Origin of the sequence: Streptomyces sp. B5E4, assembly GCF_039871555.1 — a bacterium.
Classification (GTDB): domain Bacteria; phylum Actinomycetota; class Actinomycetes; order Streptomycetales; family Streptomycetaceae; genus Streptomyces.
Map to the genome: position 1 here is coordinate 298,301 of NZ_JBDPMI010000001.1, position 18,269 is coordinate 316,569.

Sequence of the window (18,269 nt, forward strand, 5' to 3'; positions counted from 1 at the left end):
ACCAGCCCTAAGGGTCGGAGGGGGGGTTACCCCCACCAGGACCGGGGGGAACCCGGATCGTGCCGGGGCCGGATGATCCGTAACTTCGAGGGTGTCATCGCACCGGCGGTGCACACCGACCTCGGAGGACACCGTGATTCAGCTCCCCAGCCGCCCGGCCGTCGCGGCGTTCGCCCGGTTCGTGGTCTGCGGTGGCGGTGTCGGTCTGGCCTCCAGCGGTGCGCTCGTGCTCCTCGACGGCGCCATGCCGATGATGGTCGCCAACGCGCTGATCACCGTGGTCTCGACGCTGCTGGCCACCGAGCTGCACGGCCGGGTGTCGTTCCGCAGCGAGTGCGGGGGCTTGCGCGTCCACCTGCAGTCTGCGTTGACGGTCGCCGTCAGCTACGCCTTCACCACCGCCGCGCTGCTGGTGCTGCACGCGATGCAGACGAACCCCTCGGTCGTCACCGAACAGGCGGTCTACCTCTGTGCGTCGGCCCTGGCGGGCATAGGCCGCTTCGCGGTCCTGCGCGCCGTCGTCTTCGCCGACGACCGCCGCACCCGCCGGACCCCGGCCCTCGCCCGGACGTCGGTGACGATGGCCGCGTAGCGACTCGGCACGGTCGGGACCCGGCTCTCCAGGGGCGTCAGCCGGTCCGGTGCCGAAGTTCCAGGCCCGTGGGGCGCCGACCGGGGCGGATTCCGCCCAGGGTGTTGTCCCTTCGACCACCATCCGGTCCCACGACAGGTGCGTGATCCTCGGCGAGCGCATGGTCCCCGACGGAGAACCCGGGGCTCCCGAAAGCCGCCGGGCCGGCCCCCTCCAGAGGAAGGGGCCGGCCCGGACGGGTCACAGCAGGGTCGGACCGCGGTTCAGCTCCGGTCGAACCGGTCCAGGGTCATGACCTTGTCCCACGCCGCGACGAAGTCGTGGACGAACTTCTCCTTCGCGTCGTCGCTCGCGTACACCTCCGCCACCGCGCGCAGCTCGGAGTTCGAGCCGAACACCAGGTCCGCGCGCGTGCCCGTCCACTTGACCTCGCCGGTGGCCGGGTCGCGGCCCTCGAAGAGCTGGCCGTCGCCGTTGGCGGACGTCCAGGTGGTGTCCAGGTCGAGCAGGTTGACGAAGAAGTCGTTCGTCAGCGTGCCCGGGGCCTCGGTGAGGGCACCCTGCGCGGACTGCTGGTGGTTGGCGCCCAGGACGCGCAGGCCGCCGACGAGGACGGTCATCTCCGGGGCGGTCAGGGAGAGGAGGTTGGCGCGGTCGAGGAGCAGGTACTCGGCCGGCAGGCGGGTGTCCTTGCCCAGGTAGTTGCGGAAGCCGTCCGCGGCCGGCTCCAGCGCGGCGAAGGACTCGGTGTCCGTCTGCTCCTCGGTGGCGTCGGTACGGCCCGGAGCGAACGGCACCTGGACCTCGACGCCACCGTCCTTGGCCGCCTTCTCGACGCCCGCGGCACCGCCGAGGACGATCAGGTCGGCGAGCGAGATCCGCTTGCCGCCGGACTGCGCCGCGTTGAACTCCTCCTGCACGCCCTCCAGGGTGCGCAGCACGCGCGCCAGGCGGTCGGGCTCGTTGACCTCCCAGCCGATCTGCGGCTGCAGCCGGATCCGGGCGCCGTTGGCGCCGCCGCGCTTGTCGCTGTCGCGGTACGTCGACGCCGACGCCCACGCCGTGGAGACCAGTTCGGAGACCGACAGGCCCGACTCCAGCAGCCGGGCCTTCAGCGCCGCGACGTCCGCCGCGTCGACCAGCTCGTGCGTGACCTCCGGCAGCGGGTCCTGCCAGATCAGGTTCTCGGCCGGCACCTCCGGGCCGAGGTAGCGCACCTTCGGGCCCATGTCGCGGTGGGTGAGCTTGAACCAGGCGCGGGCGAAGGCGTCCGCGAACTCCGCGGGGTTGTCCTTGAAGCGCCGCGAGATCTGCTCGTACGACGGGTCGACGCGCAGCGACAGGTCCGTCGTCAGCATCGTCGGGGCGTGCCGCTTCGACGGGTCGTGGGCGTCGGGCACGGTGCCCGCGCCGGCGCCGTCCTTCGGCCGCCACTGGTTCGCGCCCGCGGGGCTCTTGAACAGCTCCCACTCGTAGCCGAAGAGAATCTCGAAGAAGCTGTTGTCCCAGGTGGTGGGGGTGTCGGTCCAGATGCCTTCGAGGCCGCTGGTGATCGCGTCGCCGCCCTTGCCGCTGGCGTGGCTGCTGATCCACCCCAGGCCCATGGCCTCGACCGGCGCGCCCTCGGGGGCCGGGCCGACGGCGTCGGCGGGGCCGTTGCCGTGGGTCTTGCCGAAGGTGTGGCCACCGGCGATGAGGGCGACGGTCTCCTCGTCGTTCATCGCCATCCGGCGGAAGGTCTCACGGATGTCGCGCGCCGCGGCGATCGGGTCGGGGTTGCCGTTGGGGCCCTCCGGGTTGACGTAGATGAGGCCCATCTGCACGGCGCCGAGCGGGTTCTCCAGCTCGCGGTCGCCGCTGTAGCGGCTGTCGCCGAGCCATTCGGTCTCGGGGCCCCAGTACACGTCCTCCTCGGCCTCCCAGACGTCCGCGCGGCCGCCGGCGAAGCCGAAGGTGGCGAAGCCCATCGACTCCAGCGCGACGTTCCCGGAGAGGATCATCAGGTCGGCCCAGGACAGGCTCTGGCCGTACTTCTGCTTCACGGGCCACAGCAGCCGGCGGGCCTTGTCGAGGTTGCCGTTGTCCGGCCAGCTGTTCAGCGGGGCGAAGCGCTGCTGGCCGGAGCCGGCGCCGCCGCGGCCGTCGTGGATGCGGTACGTACCGGCGCTGTGCCACGCCATCCGGATGATCAGCGGGCCGTAGTTGCCGAAGTCGGCCGGCCACCAGTCCTGCGAGGTCGTCAGCACCTCGGCGATGTCCCGCTTGACCGCCGCCAGGTCCAGGCTCCGGAAGGCCTCGGCGTAGTCGAAGTCCTCGCCGAGGGGGTTGGACGCGGGCTGGTTCTTGGTGAGGATCTTCACGTTCAGGCGCTCGGGCCACCACTGGCGGTTGCCGCCGCCCTGGGTCGGGTGCGGGGCGCGGCCGTGCGCGACGGGGCAGCCTGCCGCCCCCTGCGGGTCGGTGTCGGTGACGTGTGCTTCAGGCTTGTCGGCCATGAAAATCCTTCCGGACCGTGCGGTTGAGGGTGCGGTGCTCGGGAGCCGCGGGGCGGAGGAAGTGCGGAAGTGCCGGGGCAGCCGTGCGTGAACCGTGCCGTATGGCCGGTTTACGCCTGGACGCGACCCTCGAACCGGGCTCCGGGCAGCCGTGCGGTTCGAAACGGCGGCGTACGCGCATGTCGGAGTCTTCGTCTCCTGCCGTACGAGGTCTTCCTGTTTCCTGTGGCTGTCGCCGACTCCGATCCTACGGTGGACAGATTCTAAGTCAAGAAGGACGCCAACTTCGTATCGGATCGGAGTAGCGGCCACCCGTCGGATTCGGACAGCTTTCCCCGGACCCTGCCACGGGCCTCAGAGCCAGCCGTTGCGGCGGAAGCCCCGGTGTACCACGTAGCACGCCACTGCGATGACCAGCAGCGTCGCCGGATACCCGTAGACCCATTCCAGCCCCGGCATGTGGTCGAAGTTCATCCCGTACACCCCGCACACCATGGTCGGGATCGCGATGATCGCCGCCCATGCCGTGATCTTCCGCATGTCCTCGTTCTGCGTCACGGTCACCTGCGCCAGATGCGCCTGGAGGATGGAGTCCAGCAGCGCGTCGTACGACGTGATCTGGTCGGTGATCCGCTGCAGGTGGTCGGCCACGTCCCGGAAGTAGGCCCGGATCCCCGGCGCGATGTGCGGCATGGGGCTGGTGGCGAGGCGCTGCAGCGGCCGGTCCAGCGGGGCGACAGCCCGGCGCAGCTCCAGCAGCTCGCGCTTGAGCTGGTAGATCCGGCCCGCGTCGCCGCTGCGGGCGTGCTCGCTGAAGACGGCGGACTCCACGTCGTCGATGTCGCGCTGCACCGCGTCGGTCACCGCGAGGTAGTCGTCGACGACGTGGTCGGCTATCGCGTGCAGCACCACCGCCGGGCCCTGGGCGAGCTGCTCCGGCGACGCCTCCAGCGCCTCGCGCAGCGGGCCAAGCGAGCCGTGCGGCCCGTGCCGGATGGTGATCACGAAGTCCGGTCCGGCGAAGACCATCAGCTCGCCGGTCTCGACGACCTCGCTGGTCGCGGTCAGCTCCGCGTGCTCGACGTAGCGCACGGTCTTGAAGACCGCGAAGAGCGTGTCGTCGTACTGCTCGACCTTGGGCCGCTGGTGCGCGTGCACCGCGTCCTCGACTGCCAGCGGATGCAGCCCGAACAGGTCCGCGAGCCCGGCGAACTCCTCCTGCCGCGGCTCGTGCAGCCCGATCCACACGAAGCCGTGCCCGCGCCTGCGCACCTGCCGCAGCGCCTCGGCGGCCGGGCAGTTGCCCTGCTGCTGGCGCGCGCCGTCCAGATACGACACGCAGTTCACCACCGCGCTGCCGAGCGGCGAGCGGGCGTGGTGGCTCAGGTCCACGGTGCGCCGGGGTGCCCGGCGCACCACGTGGCGGAGGCTTTTGATCATCGACACTGCGGGCTCCTTCGGCGGACCGGTGCCAGTCTGCCACCGGTCCGCCGCGCCCCGGGCCCGGTGGCGGCGATCACCCGCGGGCCGGGGAGGGGGAGCGGGGGAGCGCGGTCAGTCCGCGGCCGTACGCCCCCGGCGGCGCTGCACGTAGATGCGCCCGTCGCGTCCGCCGGTCCACTCCAGGCGTACGACGCCGGGGACCGCGGCGTCGGCGATGCGGGCGGGGTCGGCCCAGTAGCCGAAGTTGGGGTTGCGGAAGAACGTGGCCCACAGTTGGCCGCCCGCGTCGGCGAAGAAGTTGTTGTGCCCGGCGCCCACGCCCGCGGTCCAGCGCTTGGAGTACGGGCCCTCGAGGCGGTCGGCAACGGCCACCACCGCGTCGTACTGGTACTGCACGCGGCCTGCCCCGCCCGGTTCGTACGCGTGCCGCGTGCTGCCGTACGCGTCGAGCGAGGCCCGGTTCCAGGCGGCGTGCAGCAGGAAGTACTTCCCGCGGTGCCTGAAGATGTACGCGCCCTCCAGATACGGCTCGGGGGAGTAGCGCTGCTGCTCGAAGCGCGGCAGGTCCGTCGTCGGGACGATGTCCTCCATGTCGTCTCGGAACTTCGCGTACAGGTCGTTGTGGAGGACGAGCCAGGCGTCGTCGCCCTCGCTGTACAGGCTGCCGTCGATGTGGTGGTACGCGCCCGGCTCGATGAACGACGGGCCGCCCTTGACCGGGTCGCCGAAGGGCTTGTCGAGATTGCCCTCGACCAGCCGGTACGGACCCTCCACGCCGCCCTCGCTCACCAGCATGAACGAGCCGACCAGACGCGAGTGGTCGCCCATGCACGCCACGATGTACCAGCGCCCGCGGAAGTAGTGCACCTCCGGCGCCCAGGCGTTGGCGCGCTTGCCGAACATGTCGTCGTGCCAGTACTCCTGCCACGGCGCGACGACGGTCCGCCCCGGCCGGTTCTCGCCGGCGAACTCCGGCGACCACACCTTGCCCTTCTCCGCCTCCGGCCGGATGCCGGTGGTGTCCGCCAGCCGCCAGGGCCCGCGCAGGGAGCGGGCCGTCCAGACGAAGATGCCGTCGTTCCACGGGCTCGCGGTCGTCAGCCCCGGGACGCGGGTGGTGCCGGTGGCGACGTACAGCGGACGGCCGCCGACGTCGAAGCAGTTGACGTACGTGTCGCGCATCCACACCACGCCGCGCTCCTCGTCGCGGGGGCGCAACTCCAGGGGAAGCACGAAGGAGTTGTCGTCGCGCGGCCACAGGTCGGCGCGGGTGTCGGCGAGCCCGTACGGCTCGGGGTCCGGCCAGTTCCCCGGGGCGCTGCCGCCACCGGCCGCCGGGGCGTCCGCGGCATCGGCGGAAGGCGCCGCGGACGCCGGTACGGGCGCCAGCGCCGCCACCGCTCCGACGGAGCCGGCGCCGGCCAGCAGGGACCGCCGGCCGATGGACGAACCGCTCGCTGAGTGGGTCATCTTCTCTCGTCCTCCCTCGTCGTGCCGCTCGCGCCGGCGGCCTGGCGCACAGCATGCGAACGCCCGAAGATTTTCGTCAACAGGTCGGAAAAATAATCCGGCCGGGCCTCGCGGCCGACCCTGCCCGCGCCCCGGAGCATCGCCGCAGGTCACGCACGATCCATCGTGCGGCAGGTGCAACGGAGTTTTGTGACGGGAGTCTTGCGGGGGTGTGTTTCTTTTTTCCGACCTGTTGACGAAAAACTCGGGGCGTCCCCATGCTGTCGGCCATGCACCCCTCCGCAGGCCCCCTCTCCCGCCTCCGCCGCGAGCACGAAGAGCTCGTGCTCTCCCTGCTGCGCAAGCACGGCCCGCTCAGCCGCGGCGAACTCGGGACCCGCTGCGGGCTGTCCCGCACCACGCTCTACGACATCGTCGGCGACCTCATCGCCAACGGCGCCGTCGTCGCCGCCGTGCCGCTGGCCGAGGAGCGGCGCCGGGGCCGGCCCGTGGAGAAGCTGTCCCTCAACCCCGACGCCGGGCAGGCCCTCGGCATCGACTTCGCCCGCCGCGCCGTCCACGTCGCCGCCGTCAACGTCGCCCACGAGATCGTCGGCTCCGCCAGCGAACAGCACGCCCCCGACCTGTCGTGGGAGGAGCGCGTACGGCTCGCCGAACGGCTCGTCGGCACCCTGACCGGTGGCGTGCTGCGTCTCGGCGCGCTCGACGCCATCGGCGTCGGCGTCGTCGGCCCCATCGGCGCCCCCGGCGACCTCACCGCCGGCGACCGGCGCCTCGACGTGCTGTCGGACCTGCTGCGCAAGAGCTTCGGCGTGCCCGTACTCCTGGACAACAACACCCGCCTCGCCGCACTCGCCGAAGCCACCTGGGGCGCCGCCGCCGACGACGCCGACGTCCTCTACCTGCGCGTCTCGCACGGCGTCGGCGGCGGCCTCGTCGTCGGCGGCTCACTGCACCGCGGCGCCTTCGGGCTCTCCGGCGAACTCGGCCACGTCACCGCCGTACCGGCCGGCGCGCCCTGCGAGTGCGGCGGCACCGGCTGTCTGGAGACCGTCGCCTCCGTCGGCGCCGTCCTGGACGCCTACCGCGCCGCCGGCGGCCGCGCCGACGACCTCGCCGCGTTCACCGCCGCCCTCTCCGCCGGCGACCCCGCGGCCCGCGCCGTCCTGGCCGTCGCCGGCGCCCACATCGGCACCGTGCTCGCCGCCGTCTGCAACGCCATCGGACCCGGCGTCATCGTCATCGGCGGCGAACTCGCCCGTACCGGCGAGGCGCTCACCGGACCCGTCGAGAAGGCACTCGGCGCCCACATCATGCCCGCCTCCCGCGACCGCGTGGTGCTGCGCCCCGCGACCCTCGGCGCCACCGGCGGCGCGCTCGGCGCCATCGCGCTGGTGCTGCACGAATCCCCCCTGCTCTCCCACTACCCCGCAGACGCCGGTCCCCAGGACGACGCGTGAGACGAACGAGGTACGTATGGCCGTGATCACCACACCCCGCAAACGGGCCGCCCGGCCACGCACGCGCCGCAGCGAGCGGCGCGGCCAGGTCCGCTCCCTCGTACTGAACCTCATCGCCCTCGCCGTGGGCGTGGCCGTCTGGGCGGTGCTGGCCGCGCTCAACGTCGAGAGCCTGCCCGGGCCGCTCGCCGTGGCGCAGAAGGCCGGCGACCTGATCGCCGACGGCACCCTCGCCGACGACCTGCTCGCCAGCCTGCGCCGCGTCTTCACCGGCTTCGCGCTCGGCACCGCGCTGGCGATCCCCGTCGGGTTCCTCATGGGCTGGTACCCCACGGCCCGCGGGCTGCTGGAGCCGTACGTCCAGTTCTTCCGCACCATCCCGCCGCTGGCGCTCATCCCGCTGGCGATCGTGCTCATGGGCATCGGTGAGACGCCGAAGGTCTTCGTCATCTTCCTGGCGGCGTTCCTGTCGTGCGTCGTCGCCGCCTTCCAGGGCGTGGTCGACGTCGACCGCACCCTCATCAACGCCGCCCGGGTCCTCGGCGCCTCCGACCGCGTGATCTTCCTTAAGGTCGTGATCCCGGCGTCGACCCCGTTCATCCTCGTCGGCATGCGCATCGGCCTCGGCGCCGCCTGGGCCACCGTGGTGGCCGCGGAGCTGATCGCCGCCCAGGAGGGCCTGGGCTTCCGCATGCAGCACGCCCAGACCTACTACGACCTCGACACCATCTTCGTGGGACTCATCACCATCGGCGTGCTCGGCCTGCTCATGGACCGGCTGCTGCTGCTCGCCGAGCGGCGTCTCACCGGCTGGCAGGAGCGCAGATGACCGAGAAAATCTCCTTCCGGGACGTCGTGAAGACCTTCCCGATGAAGGGCACCGACTTCACCGCGCTGAACGGGGTGTCCCTGGACATCGCCGACCGCGAGTTCGTCACCGTCGTCGGCCCCTCGGGCTGCGGCAAGTCCACCCTGCTCAACATGGCCGCCGGGCTCGCGGAGCCCACCTCGGGCGACGTCCTGGTCGACGGCGGCCCCGTCACCGGGCCGGGCCCCGACCGCGGCGTGATCTTCCAGCAGTACGCCCTCTTCCCCTGGCTGACCGTGCGGCGGAACGTCGAGTTCGGGCTGAAGCTCGCCGGCCTGGCGGCGGACGAGCGCCGGAAACGGGCCGGCAACGCCATCGAACTCGTCGGCCTCACCGACTTCGCCGACGCGCTGCCCAAGACGCTGTCCGGCGGCATGAAGCAGCGCTGCGCCATCGCCCGCGCGTACGCGGTCAACCCGCAGGTGCTGCTGATGGACGAGCCGTTCGGGGCGCTGGACGCGCTGACCCGGGTGCAGTTGCAGGACCAGCTCCTGGACACCTGGAGCCAGGACAAGCGCACCGTCATGTTCATCACCCACGACGTCGACGAGGCGGTCTACCTGGCCAGCCGGGTGGTGGTGATGGCCGCCCGCCCCGGGCGCATCCACCGGATCGTCGACGTCGGCCTGCCCTATCCCCGTACCGAGGAGATCCGGCTGTCGCCCGAGTTCGGCCGGATACGCAACGAGGTCTGGCACTCCGTCTACCACCAGGGCACCGCCCCGGCCGCAGCCTGACCCGCACCCCACGCCCGTACACCTCACAGGACTTCAGCACGACCCGAAAGGACCACTGCGCCATGCGTGCGACCCGTCGTACCCTCGCCCTCTCACTCACCGTAGCGCTTATATCACTCCCGGTCGCCGCCTGCTCCGGCGACAGCGGCGGCGGTGACGGCTCCACCGTCCGCTTCGGCTACATCAACGACTACAACGGCGCCAGCCTGCTGGCGATCGCCGAGAAGCAGGGCCTGTGGGAGAAGGCCGGCCTCGACGCCGAGGTCTCCGTCTTCAACAACGGCCCCATCCAGATCCAGGCCCTCGGCGCCGGCGACCTCGACTTCGGCTACATCGGCCCGGGCGCCATGTGGCTGCCCGCCTCCGGCAAGGCCGACGTCGTCGCCGTCAACACCCTCGGCTACGCCGACCGCGTCATCGCCCAGCCCGGCATCACCTCCCTCGCCGGCCTGAAGGGCAAGAAGGTCGGCGTCCCCGAGGGCACCTCCGGCGACATGGCGCTGGGCCTCGCCCTCCAGGAGGAGGGCATGTCCCTCGACGACGTCGAGAAGGTGCCGATGGACCCCGCGACGATCGTCTCCGCGTTCTCCTCCGGGCAGATCGACGGCGCCGGCCTCTGGTACCCGATGATCGACGAGATCAAGGCCAAGGTCCCCGACCTCGAAGAGGTCGCCAGCACCCGCGACTTCGAGGACAGCTACTTCCCCAACGCCTTCGTCGCCGGCACCGGCGTCGACCCGGAGCTGACCACCAAGGTCGTCGGGGTGCTGCAGGAGGCCAACGACTGGCGCTTCGAGAACCCCGAGGAGTCCGTCGCCGACACCGCCGCGATGCTCAAGCTCGACGAGGAGAAGGTCGAGGCCGACGCCGCCAACCAGGAGGTGCTGGCCACCAAGGACCTCGTCGCCAAGACCGAGGACGGCACGGTGGCCGGCTGGCTGAACGACCTCGCCGAGTTCTTCGTCGGCACCGGCCAGCTCGACCAGGCCCCCGACCCGGCGGAGTACTACCGCGGCGATCTCTACACGAAGGCGTCGACCAAGTGAACCTGCTGTTCCTGATGACCGACCAGCACCGCGTCGACACCCTGGGCTGTTACGGCAACCCGCACGTCGCCACCCCCCACCTCGACCGGCTCGCCGCCACCGGCACCCGGTTCGAGAGGTGCTACACCCCCACCGCCATCTGCACCCCCGCCCGCGCCAGCCTGCTCACCGGCCAGGCGCCGTTCCGCCACCGGCTGCTCGCCAACTACGAACGCAACGTCGGCTATCTGGAGGACCTGCGCGACGACGCGTTCACCTTCCCCGGCGCGCTCGCCGAGCGCGACTACCAGCTCGGGCTCGTCGGCAAGTGGCACGGCGGCACCCACCGCAACGCCGCCTCCTACGGCTTCGACGGACCCGACCTGCCCGGCTGGCACAACCCCGTCGACCACCCCGACTACCTCGCCTACCTCGACGAGCGGGGGCTGCCGCCGTACCGGATCTCGGAGCCGGTCCGCGGCACCACCCCCAACGGCAACCCCGGCAACCTGCTTGCCGCCCGGCTCCACCAGCCGGCCGAGGCCACCTTCGAGCACTACCTCGCCACCCGCGCCATCGAGCACCTGGAGACCTACGCGGCGACCGGCCGCCCGTTCTTCCTCGCCACCCACTTCTTCGGCCCGCACCTGCCCTACCTGCTGCCCGACGAGTACTACGACATGTACGACCCCGCGCTCGTCGAGCTGCCCCCCTCGATCGCCGAGACCTTCGAGGGTAAGCCTCCCGTGCAGCGCAACTACAGCGCCCACTGGACCTTCGACACCCTCCCCGTCGACGTCACCCGCAAGCTCATCGCCGTCTACTGGGGCTACGTCACGCTCATCGACCGGCAGATCGGCCGTATCCTCGCCCGCCTCGACGAACTCGGCCTCACCGAGGAGACCGCGGTGTTCTTCACCGCCGACCACGGCGAGTTCACCGGCGCCCACCGCCTCCACGACAAGGGCCCGGCGATGTACGAGGACATCTACCGCATCCCCGGCATCGTCCGGGTCCCCGGTGCCCCGCCGCAGGTCAGGGACGAGTTCGTGACCCTGACCGACTGCACCGCCACCCTCTTGGAGCTGGCCGGCTGCGACACCGCGCCCGCCGTCGACAGCCGCAGCCTGCTGCCGCTGGTCCGCGGCGAGCACCCGGAGTGGCCCGCGGAGCTGCTCGCCGAGTTCCACGGCCACCACTTCCCGTACCCGCAGCGCATGATCCGCGACGACCGCTACAAGCTCGTCGTCAACCCCGAGTCCGTCAACGAGCTGTACGACCTGGCGGCCGACCCGCACGAGCTGACCAACCGCTACGCGCACCCCGAGATGCTGCCCGTACGCCGCCGGATGCTGCGCCGGCTGTACGACCTGCTGCGCGAGCGCGGCGACAACTTCTACCACTGGATGACGCCGATGTACGACGTCGGCGCCCTCGACTACGACCCGACCCTCAGCGCATTCGAACCGGAAGGAACCACCGCATGAGACGGACGTGGACACGGACCGCGCTGCTGCTGTGCGCGCTCCTGGCGGGACTGCTGCCGCTGTCGTCGGCGACGGCCGCGGACCCGGCGCCCGCCCCGGACCCCGCTCCGTCCCCGGCCCTAAAGGGCGCGCCCGGGACGTACGCCAACCCGGTCACCGACGGTGTCGTCGACACCTTCCCCGACCCGGTGACGATCCGCGGAAAGGACGGCTACTGGTACGCCTACGGCACCCAGAACCCCGTGTTCCAGACCGGCGGTGAGCAGGGCGAGCGGATGCTGCCGATCCTGCGCTCCGCCGACCTGGCGACCTGGGAGTACGCCGGCGAGGTCTTCACCCCCGAAACCCAGCCCGACTGGCACCGCGGCTCGCGGCTGTGGGCCCCCGACATCCGCTACAACGACGGCCGGTACACCCTCTCCTACTCCGTCCCCGGCCGCGACACCGTCGGCGCCGCCACCGCGCCCACCCCGACGGGACCGTGGACGGACACCGGGCCCGTGCTGCCCGCGCCCAGCGGCTGCCCCACCGGCGGCATCGACCAGGCGCAGTTCACCGACCGCGACGGCAAGACGTATCTGTACTGGGGCAGTTACGACATCCTGTGCGTCGCCGAGATGAACGCCGATCGGACCCGCATCACCGGCGAGGTGACACAGGTCGCCCAGGGCCGGCGCATGGAAGGCGCGTTCGTCGTCCGCCGCGACGACTTCTACTACCTCTTCTACTCCGACGCCGGCTGCTGCGACGGCGCGTACAGCGGCTACCAGGTCAAGGCCGGCCGCTCCACCAGCCCCACCGGGCCGTTCCGCGACGACGAGGGCGTCGACCTGATGGCGCCGACCAGCAAGGGCGCCCTCGTCCTCGGCGCCAACGGCAACCGCTGGATCGGCCCGGGGCACAACGGGCTGGCCACCGACCTTGCCGGCCAGGACTGGCTCGTCTACCACGGCATCCCCGCCGACAACCCCGACCTCGACCGCTTCCCGGAGCTGCCCGACCGCCAGCTCACCCGGCGCCCGATGCTCATGGACCGGCTCGACTGGATCGACGGCTGGCCCGTCGTCCGCGCCGGCGCCGGGCCCTCCGAGGGCCCGCAGCGCGCCCCCGTCACCGACTGGGACGCCGGCGGCACCTTCGCCGGCGGCTCCCTCGACGGCTGGCGCACCGAGGGCGCCGGGACCGGCGGCTGGTCGGTGGCGGACGACGCCGACTCCGGCCCGTACGCGACCCACGGGGGCGGCGCCGAGGCGGCGTTCCTCGTCACCGACGGGACCGCCCCGCGGGACCTGCGCGCCGAGGCGGATCTGCGGGTGGCCTCCGCGGACGGGGCGGCGGGCCTGACCGTCGCCTACCGCGACCCGCGCAACCACACCACCGCCTGGCTCGACCGCGCGCGCGGCGCGCTGGTCACCGACGTCGTCGTGAACGGCCGCAGCCGCGGCGAGCAGGTGACGCCGCTGCCCGCCTCGTACGACTGGGACTCCTGGCACAACGTCACCGCCGAGATCCGCGGCGGCCGCATGAGCGTCGAGGTCAGCGGCGACCGGCTGCGCGACGCCGTCGCCGCCCAGGAGCGCAGGCTGCCCGGGGCCGCCACCAGGACCGGCGCGGTCGGCACCGCGGCGCGCGGCGGCGGCGCGGCGGCCGACAACGTCGGCGCGGCACGGCTCTACGAGCCGGTCACCGAGCGCGTACCCGAGCCCGCCACGGGGCGGCTGCTGCCCGGCCACAGCGACGAGTTCGACTCCGCCGCCGTGCCCGGCACCGGGCCCGGCTCCCCGTGGCGGTGGCTGCGCGGCCCGGCGGCCGGGGTGGGAGCGGAGGGCGGCGAGCTGGTGTGGCCCACGCAGAACGGCGAGCTGCACCTGAAGAACAACACCGCCTCCGTACTGCTGCGGGACGCGCCGGAAGGCGACTACACCGTCACCACCAAGGTCGACTTCGACCCCGCGCAGCCCAACCAGCAGGCCGGACTGCTCCTCTACGCCGACGACGACAAGTACTTCAAGATGACCCACTCCGCGCTGCCGCTGAACCGCGGCGGCGGCACGGTGCTCGACGTCAGCGAGTTCGGCAAGGAGGGCGGGCGCCCCACCACCTCACCGCCGACGCCCGTCGCCCACGCGCCCATGTTCGGCGGCCCCACCGCCGACACCATGTGGCTGCGGCTGTCGTACCGCCACGACGGGGACGACGGCGAGCACGAGGTGCGCGCGGCCACCAGCCGTGACGGCCGCACCTGGGTGCACAACGGCGTGTGGACACTGCCCGGGGACGAGCGGCTGCGGATCGGGCTGGTGTCGATGAACAAGGAAGGGGCGGTCGCGAAGTTCGACTACGTACGTACCCACCGGAGCCGGTGATCGCAGGCTGATCGGTCCCGACGTCTTGACGATCGGCCCGGCCGCGCTCACCGTTGCTGAGGCTGGTCCACCGGCCCCGCCGGCACCCCTGGTGCCTGCGGGGCCGCCTCGTGCGTCCCCCGTACGTCCTCGGAGAGGTCCTTGTGAACAGCAAAATGCTCGGCGCGGGCACGGTCCTGGCGCTCCTCGCCTCGGTCGCGGCGATGCCGTCGTCGTCGGCGTCGTCCGCACCCTCCGCCCCGGCGGCGGCCACACCGCTGCCCCTGGGCGACCCCGGCCTGACCGAGACGCGGACCACCGAGACGCTGCAGCCGGGCGTCACCCTCACCCGCATCGTGCGCGGCGCCGGCAGCCCGCAACTGCCGTGGACGGTCGAGGTGTCCATCCCCGGCGGCACCGGCTCGCCCGACCCCGACGCGCCGCCCGCCGCCCTGCGGGACCGGGCCAGTGCCGGGGAACTGGCCGCGAAGCTCACCGGCGACGGCTTCGCCGCCCGCGCCGAGGAGGTCACGACGCCCGCCGTCGCCGACTTCGCCGGGGGCACCCTCGGCTGGCGGGTCCGGGTCGGCGCGTTCGACGGGCAGAGTGCCGCCAACGCCGAACGGGCCCGGCTGGTCGCCGCCGGATACGCCGGCTCCGCCGCGTACACCGGCTGGGACGGCGACCCCGGCGTCCGCGGCACCTGGCGGGTGGACGTGCTGACCGTCGACCCGCGCGCGTTCCGCGGCGGCCTCGTCGCCTCGTACGGGCCGGACCTGGAGAACCGCGAGAAGACCAGCGAACTGACCGCCGCGGCGGGCGCGACCGCCGGGGTCAACGCCGGGTTCTTCGTCCTCGACCCGCGAGCCGGCGCCCCCGGCGACCCCGCGGGCGCCAGCGTCTACGACGGCCGCGTGCTCAGCGAGTCCGTGGGCACCCGGCCCGCGCTGGTGCTGCGCGACTCCGCCCGCGGCACCGGCGTCACCCGGCTCGGCTGGCAGGGCCGCGTCTCCGCCGGCGGCGGCGTGCTGCCGCTGGACGGCATCGACCGCGTACCGGGCCTCATCCGCAACTGCGGCGGCACCGATGACGACACCCCGACGGCCCTCCCGCGGCACGACGTGACCTGCACCGACGACGACGAAGTCGTCGCCTTCACCGAGGAGTACGGGGCCCGCACCCCCGCCGGCGACGGCACCGAGGCCGTGCTCGACGCCCGCGGCCGGGTCGTCGAGGTGCGCACGCCGCGCGGCGGCCCGCTGCCGGCCGGGGGCACCTCCGTCCAGGCCACCGGCGCGCACGCCGATGAACTGGCCGGCCTCGCGCGCCCCGGCGAGAAGCTGCGGATACGCCACGGGCTGCGCGACGACCGCGGCCGGACCCTCGCCACCCCGCCCGGCACGGCGGTCGTCAACGGCGGCCCCGAACTCGTCCGCGACGGCCGCACGCACGTCACGCCGGCCGCGGACGGCATGGTCCAGCCCGGCAACCCGAGTTTCTACTACGGCTGGATGCACAAGCGGAACCCGCGCACCCTCGCCGGTGTCGACGCCGCGGGACGCACCGTCCTCGTCACCGCCGACGGCCGCGCCACGGACTCCCTCGGCCTCAGCATCCCCGAGAGCGCCGACGTCGCCCGCGCCCTGGGGCTGCGCGACGCCGTGAACCTCGACGGCGGCGGATCGACCACGATGGCCGTCGGCGGCGAGGTGATCAACGACCCGTCCGACGCGGCGGGGGAGCGCCCGGTCGGCGACGCGCTGCTGATCCTGCCGCAGCGGCGCTGAGGTCGCTCTTCCACCGCGAGATCACGCACGCCTTTCCACCGCGAGAACCCGCACGTCCGAACCCGCACGTCCAGCGACCCACACCACCAACGGGAGCCGCCATGACAGCAGTTCAGACCGTGAGAAACCGCTTGCTGCTCATCCTCACCGCCCTGCTCCTCACCCTCGTCCCCGCCGCCCCGTCGCTCGCCGCGGCCGCCCCGGAGGCCCCGGAAGCCGCCGCGAAGGGCGGCGCCCGGGGTGACGCCGAGGTCGTCGGCGTCACCCGGGTCGGCGAGCGCCTGGTCGACCTGTCGGTACGGTCCCCTGCCCTCGGCGGCCGCACCGTCCCCGTACGCCTGCTGACGCCCGACGGCTGGGACCCGGAGGAGTCCGGGCAGAAGTGGCCCACCCTGTGGCTGCTGCACGGCTGCTGCGGCGACTACACCTCGTGGACGTCCGCGACCGACGTCGAGGAGACCGACGACCTGCGCGACGTCCTCGTCGTCATGCCCGAGGCCGGCTGGAACGGCTGGTACAGCGACTGGTGGAACTTCGGCGCGGGCGGTGACCCGGCGTGGGAGACCTTCCACACCGACGAGCTGCGCCGGCTGCTGGAGAGCGACTGGGGGGCCAGCGCGAACCGCGTGGTGGCGGGCCTGTCGATGGGCGGCCAGGGCGCGCTGATGTACGCGGCCCGGCACCGCGGCATGTTCCGGGCCGCCGCCGCCTACTCCGGCGCCGCGCACCCGCTGCTCAACGACGAGTCCGTCAACCGCATCATGGGCTTCTTCGCCGGCCGCGGCGACGACCCCCGCCGCGTCTGGGGCGACCCGGTCGACCAGCGCGCCATCTGGCAGGCCCACGACCCGTACTACCTGGCGAAGAAGCTGAAGTCGACGCCGGTCTACCTCTCCTGCGGCGACGGCACGGCAGGACCGCTCGACCCGCCCGGCGCCACGGACGCCCTGGAGGCGGACTTCAACCGGCAGAACCAGGCGCTGGCCGCCGAGCTGAAGCGGGTCGGCGCCAAGAAGGTGATCACCAACCTCTACGGGCCCGGCACCCACCGCTGGGCGTACTGGGAGCGGGAGTTGCACGCCTCCCTGCCGATGCTGCTGGGAGCGCTGAAGGTGCGCTGACGGGAGGCTCCGGATGCGGGCAGCGGGCCGCTTGCGGCGGCCCGCTGCCCGCAGCGGCCGGTGCGGACCGCGCTCGCGGTCAGGCGCGGGGAGACCCCGCGTCGTCGTAGCGACGCCGGGCCTGTTCGACGTGCGTGAGGTGGGTGCCGGCCCACTCGGCGAGGTGGGCGAAGAGGGGCGCGAGGCTGCTGCCGAGTTCGCTGATCTCGTATTCGACGCGCGGCGGCACCTCGGGGTGGTAGGTGCGGACGACCAGGCCGTCGCGCTCCAGTTGGCGCAGGCGCTGGGTGAGCACCTTGGGGGTGATGCCGTTGATGCGCCGCTCCAGTTCGACGAACCGCTGGCGGCCGAAGGCGTGGAGGGACCAGAGAATCGGCGTGGTCCACCGGCTGAACACGATGTCCACCACCGGAGAGACCGGGCAGGCCAGCACCGGGTCGGTCGCGGAGCCCGCTGCCGGCCAGTTCGTCTCGGTCTCCACGGCTTCCACCTCTCCGAGAGAGAGTCACTTTCTTCTAGGTACCTACTATATCGACGTTGTTAGCGTCCCCGTCATTGCACGAACCTCTGGGAAAGACGTGGGAGCAGACAATGATCGTGGTGACGGGTGCCACCGGGAACGTCGGCCGGCCGCTGGTGCAGGCCATGGTGGAGGCAGGGCAGGAGGTGACGGCGGTGTCCAGGGGGGTGACCCCGGTGGACCTGCCGGCGGGGGCCGGACACGTGCGGGGCGACCTGGCCGCGGCGGAGACCCTGCGGCCCGCTCTCCAGGGGGCCGAAGCCCTGTTCCTGCACGACGGCGGCGCAGGCGGCCACGGCCTCGACCCGCGGGCCCTCCTGGACGTGGCCAGAGGCGAAGGGGTCCGGCGGGTGGTGCTGCTCTCCTCACAGGGCGTGGCCACCCGGCCGGAGTCGCACTCGCACGGAGGCGTCATGCGGGCGATCGAGGAAGCGGTGCGCGAATCCGGTCTGGCCTGGACGATCCTGCGGCCCGGCGGCTTCGCGTCCAACGCCTGCGCCTGGGCGGAGTCGGTGCGTGCCGAGCGGACCGTCGCCGCGCCGTTCGGTGACGTCGGTATCCCGGTGATCGATCCGGCGGACATCGCGGGGGTGGCGGCCGTTGCGCTCGGCAAGGATGAACATGACGGACAGATCTACGAGTTGAACGGACCGGTCGCCGTCACGCCCCGGCAGCAGGCCGAGGCGATCGGAGCGGCCCTGGGCGAGCCGGTGCGATTCGTGGAGCTGACCCGGCAGGAGGCGCACCTACGGATGGCCGCGTTCCTTCCCGAACCCGTCGTGGAGACCACGCTTGCCGTCCTCGGCGAGCCCAACGCCGCCGAACTGCGCCTCAGCCCGGACGCCGAACGCATCCTCGGCCGCGCACCCCGCCCCTTCGCGGAGTGGGCCCGCCGCAACGTCGAAGCCTTCCGGTAGGA

Annotated in this window: 14 protein-coding genes; 10 read left to right on the forward strand and 4 right to left on the reverse strand. The window is 72.6% G+C overall.

Features of this window, described 5'->3' with window-relative positions; genetic code table 11:
- Positions 1-133 precede the first annotated feature (133 nt).
- Positions 134-592: a hypothetical protein gene (locus ABGA99_RS01195; protein ID WP_347581964.1), complete on the forward strand. Its 459-nt coding sequence runs from the start codon at positions 134-136 to the stop codon at positions 590-592.
- Between the two features lie 263 nt (positions 593-855).
- Here the strand turns inward: ABGA99_RS01195 and katG are convergent, their stop codons facing one another.
- From katG to ABGA99_RS01210, 3 genes are all read right to left on the reverse strand, one after another.
- On the reverse strand, positions 856-3,087 hold the full coding sequence (katG, locus tag ABGA99_RS01200; RefSeq protein WP_347581965.1) for a catalase/peroxidase HPI: 2,232 nt from the start codon (positions 3,085-3,087) through the stop codon (positions 856-858).
- Positions 3,088-3,441: 354 nt separating this feature from the next.
- Positions 3,442-4,527 carry a magnesium/cobalt transporter CorA gene (corA, locus tag ABGA99_RS01205; protein ID WP_347578950.1) on the reverse strand — a complete coding sequence of 362 codons (1,086 nt, stop codon included), beginning with the start codon at positions 4,525-4,527 and terminating at the stop codon, positions 3,442-3,444.
- A 114-nt stretch (positions 4,528-4,641) separates the two neighbouring features.
- Entirely contained in the window at positions 4,642-6,000 is a 1,359-nt protein-coding gene (locus tag ABGA99_RS01210; protein WP_347581966.1) for a family 43 glycosylhydrolase, read from the reverse strand.
- Positions 6,001-6,257: 257 nt separating this feature from the next.
- Between ABGA99_RS01210 and ABGA99_RS01215 the strand changes: the two genes are divergently transcribed.
- From ABGA99_RS01215 to ABGA99_RS01250, 8 genes are all read left to right on the forward strand, one after another.
- A complete protein-coding gene (locus ABGA99_RS01215; protein WP_347578952.1) occupies positions 6,258-7,460 on the forward strand; it encodes an ROK family transcriptional regulator in 1,203 nt (400 codons plus the stop codon).
- A 16-nt stretch (positions 7,461-7,476) separates the two neighbouring features.
- Positions 7,477-8,289, forward strand: coding sequence for an ABC transporter permease (locus tag ABGA99_RS01220; RefSeq protein WP_347581967.1), 813 nt, complete (start codon positions 7,477-7,479; stop codon positions 8,287-8,289).
- Complete coding sequence (locus tag ABGA99_RS01225; protein ID WP_347578954.1) at positions 8,286-9,065, forward strand: ABC transporter ATP-binding protein; 780 nt, start codon at positions 8,286-8,288, stop codon at positions 9,063-9,065. Before ABGA99_RS01220 ends, ABGA99_RS01225 begins: the two co-directional genes overlap by 4 nt.
- Positions 9,066-9,127: 62 nt before the next feature.
- Positions 9,128-10,111 (forward strand): aliphatic sulfonate ABC transporter substrate-binding protein, encoded by a 984-nt coding sequence (locus tag ABGA99_RS01230; RefSeq protein WP_347578955.1) that lies wholly within the window; start codon positions 9,128-9,130, stop codon positions 10,109-10,111.
- Positions 10,108-11,577 carry a sulfatase-like hydrolase/transferase gene (locus tag ABGA99_RS01235; protein ID WP_347581968.1) on the forward strand — a complete coding sequence of 490 codons (1,470 nt, stop codon included), beginning with the start codon at positions 10,108-10,110 and terminating at the stop codon, positions 11,575-11,577. Before ABGA99_RS01230 ends, ABGA99_RS01235 begins: the two co-directional genes overlap by 4 nt.
- A complete protein-coding gene (locus ABGA99_RS01240) occupies positions 11,574-13,943 on the forward strand; it encodes a family 43 glycosylhydrolase (RefSeq protein ID WP_347581969.1) in 2,370 nt (789 codons plus the stop codon). Before ABGA99_RS01235 ends, ABGA99_RS01240 begins: the two co-directional genes overlap by 4 nt.
- Positions 13,944-14,086: 143 nt before the next feature.
- On the forward strand, positions 14,087-15,709 hold the full coding sequence (locus ABGA99_RS01245) for a phosphodiester glycosidase family protein (protein ID WP_347581970.1): 1,623 nt from the start codon (positions 14,087-14,089) through the stop codon (positions 15,707-15,709).
- A 101-nt stretch (positions 15,710-15,810) separates the two neighbouring features.
- A complete protein-coding gene (locus ABGA99_RS01250) occupies positions 15,811-16,830 on the forward strand; it encodes an alpha/beta hydrolase family protein (RefSeq protein WP_347581971.1) in 1,020 nt (339 codons plus the stop codon).
- Between the two features lie 79 nt (positions 16,831-16,909).
- Here the strand turns inward: ABGA99_RS01250 and ABGA99_RS01255 are convergent, their stop codons facing one another.
- The gene (locus ABGA99_RS01255) at positions 16,910-17,311 is read right to left on the reverse strand and encodes a helix-turn-helix domain-containing protein (protein WP_347578960.1); all 402 of its coding nucleotides are present in this window, start codon (positions 17,309-17,311) and stop codon (positions 16,910-16,912) included.
- Between the two features lie 110 nt (positions 17,312-17,421).
- Between ABGA99_RS01255 and ABGA99_RS01260 the strand changes: the two genes are divergently transcribed.
- Positions 17,422-18,267 (forward strand): NAD(P)H-binding protein, encoded by an 846-nt coding sequence (locus tag ABGA99_RS01260; protein WP_347581972.1) that lies wholly within the window; start codon positions 17,422-17,424, stop codon positions 18,265-18,267.
- Positions 18,268-18,269 lie beyond the last annotated feature (2 nt).

Coding starts and splice junctions, on each gene's coding strand:
- ABGA99_RS01210 (WP_347581966.1), bottom strand. CDS start 6,000: ATGACCCACTCAGCGAGCGGTTCGTCCATCGGCCGGCGGTCCCTGCTG.
- ABGA99_RS01260 (WP_347581972.1), top strand. CDS start 17,422: ATGATCGTGGTGACGGGTGCCACCGGGAACGTCGGCCGGCCGCTGGTG.
- ABGA99_RS01220 (WP_347581967.1), top strand. CDS start 7,477: ATGGCCGTGATCACCACACCCCGCAAACGGGCCGCCCGGCCACGCACG.
- ABGA99_RS01240 (WP_347581969.1), top strand. CDS start 11,574: ATGAGACGGACGTGGACACGGACCGCGCTGCTGCTGTGCGCGCTCCTG.
- ABGA99_RS01215 (WP_347578952.1), top strand. CDS start 6,258: ATGCTGTCGGCCATGCACCCCTCCGCAGGCCCCCTCTCCCGCCTCCGC.
- ABGA99_RS01230 (WP_347578955.1), top strand. CDS start 9,128: ATGCGTGCGACCCGTCGTACCCTCGCCCTCTCACTCACCGTAGCGCTT.
- ABGA99_RS01225 (WP_347578954.1), top strand. CDS start 8,286: ATGACCGAGAAAATCTCCTTCCGGGACGTCGTGAAGACCTTCCCGATG.
- ABGA99_RS01250 (WP_347581971.1), top strand. CDS start 15,811: ATGACAGCAGTTCAGACCGTGAGAAACCGCTTGCTGCTCATCCTCACC.
- katG (WP_347581965.1), bottom strand. CDS start 3,087: ATGGCCGACAAGCCTGAAGCACACGTCACCGACACCGACCCGCAGGGG.
- corA (WP_347578950.1), bottom strand. CDS start 4,527: ATGATCAAAAGCCTCCGCCACGTGGTGCGCCGGGCACCCCGGCGCACC.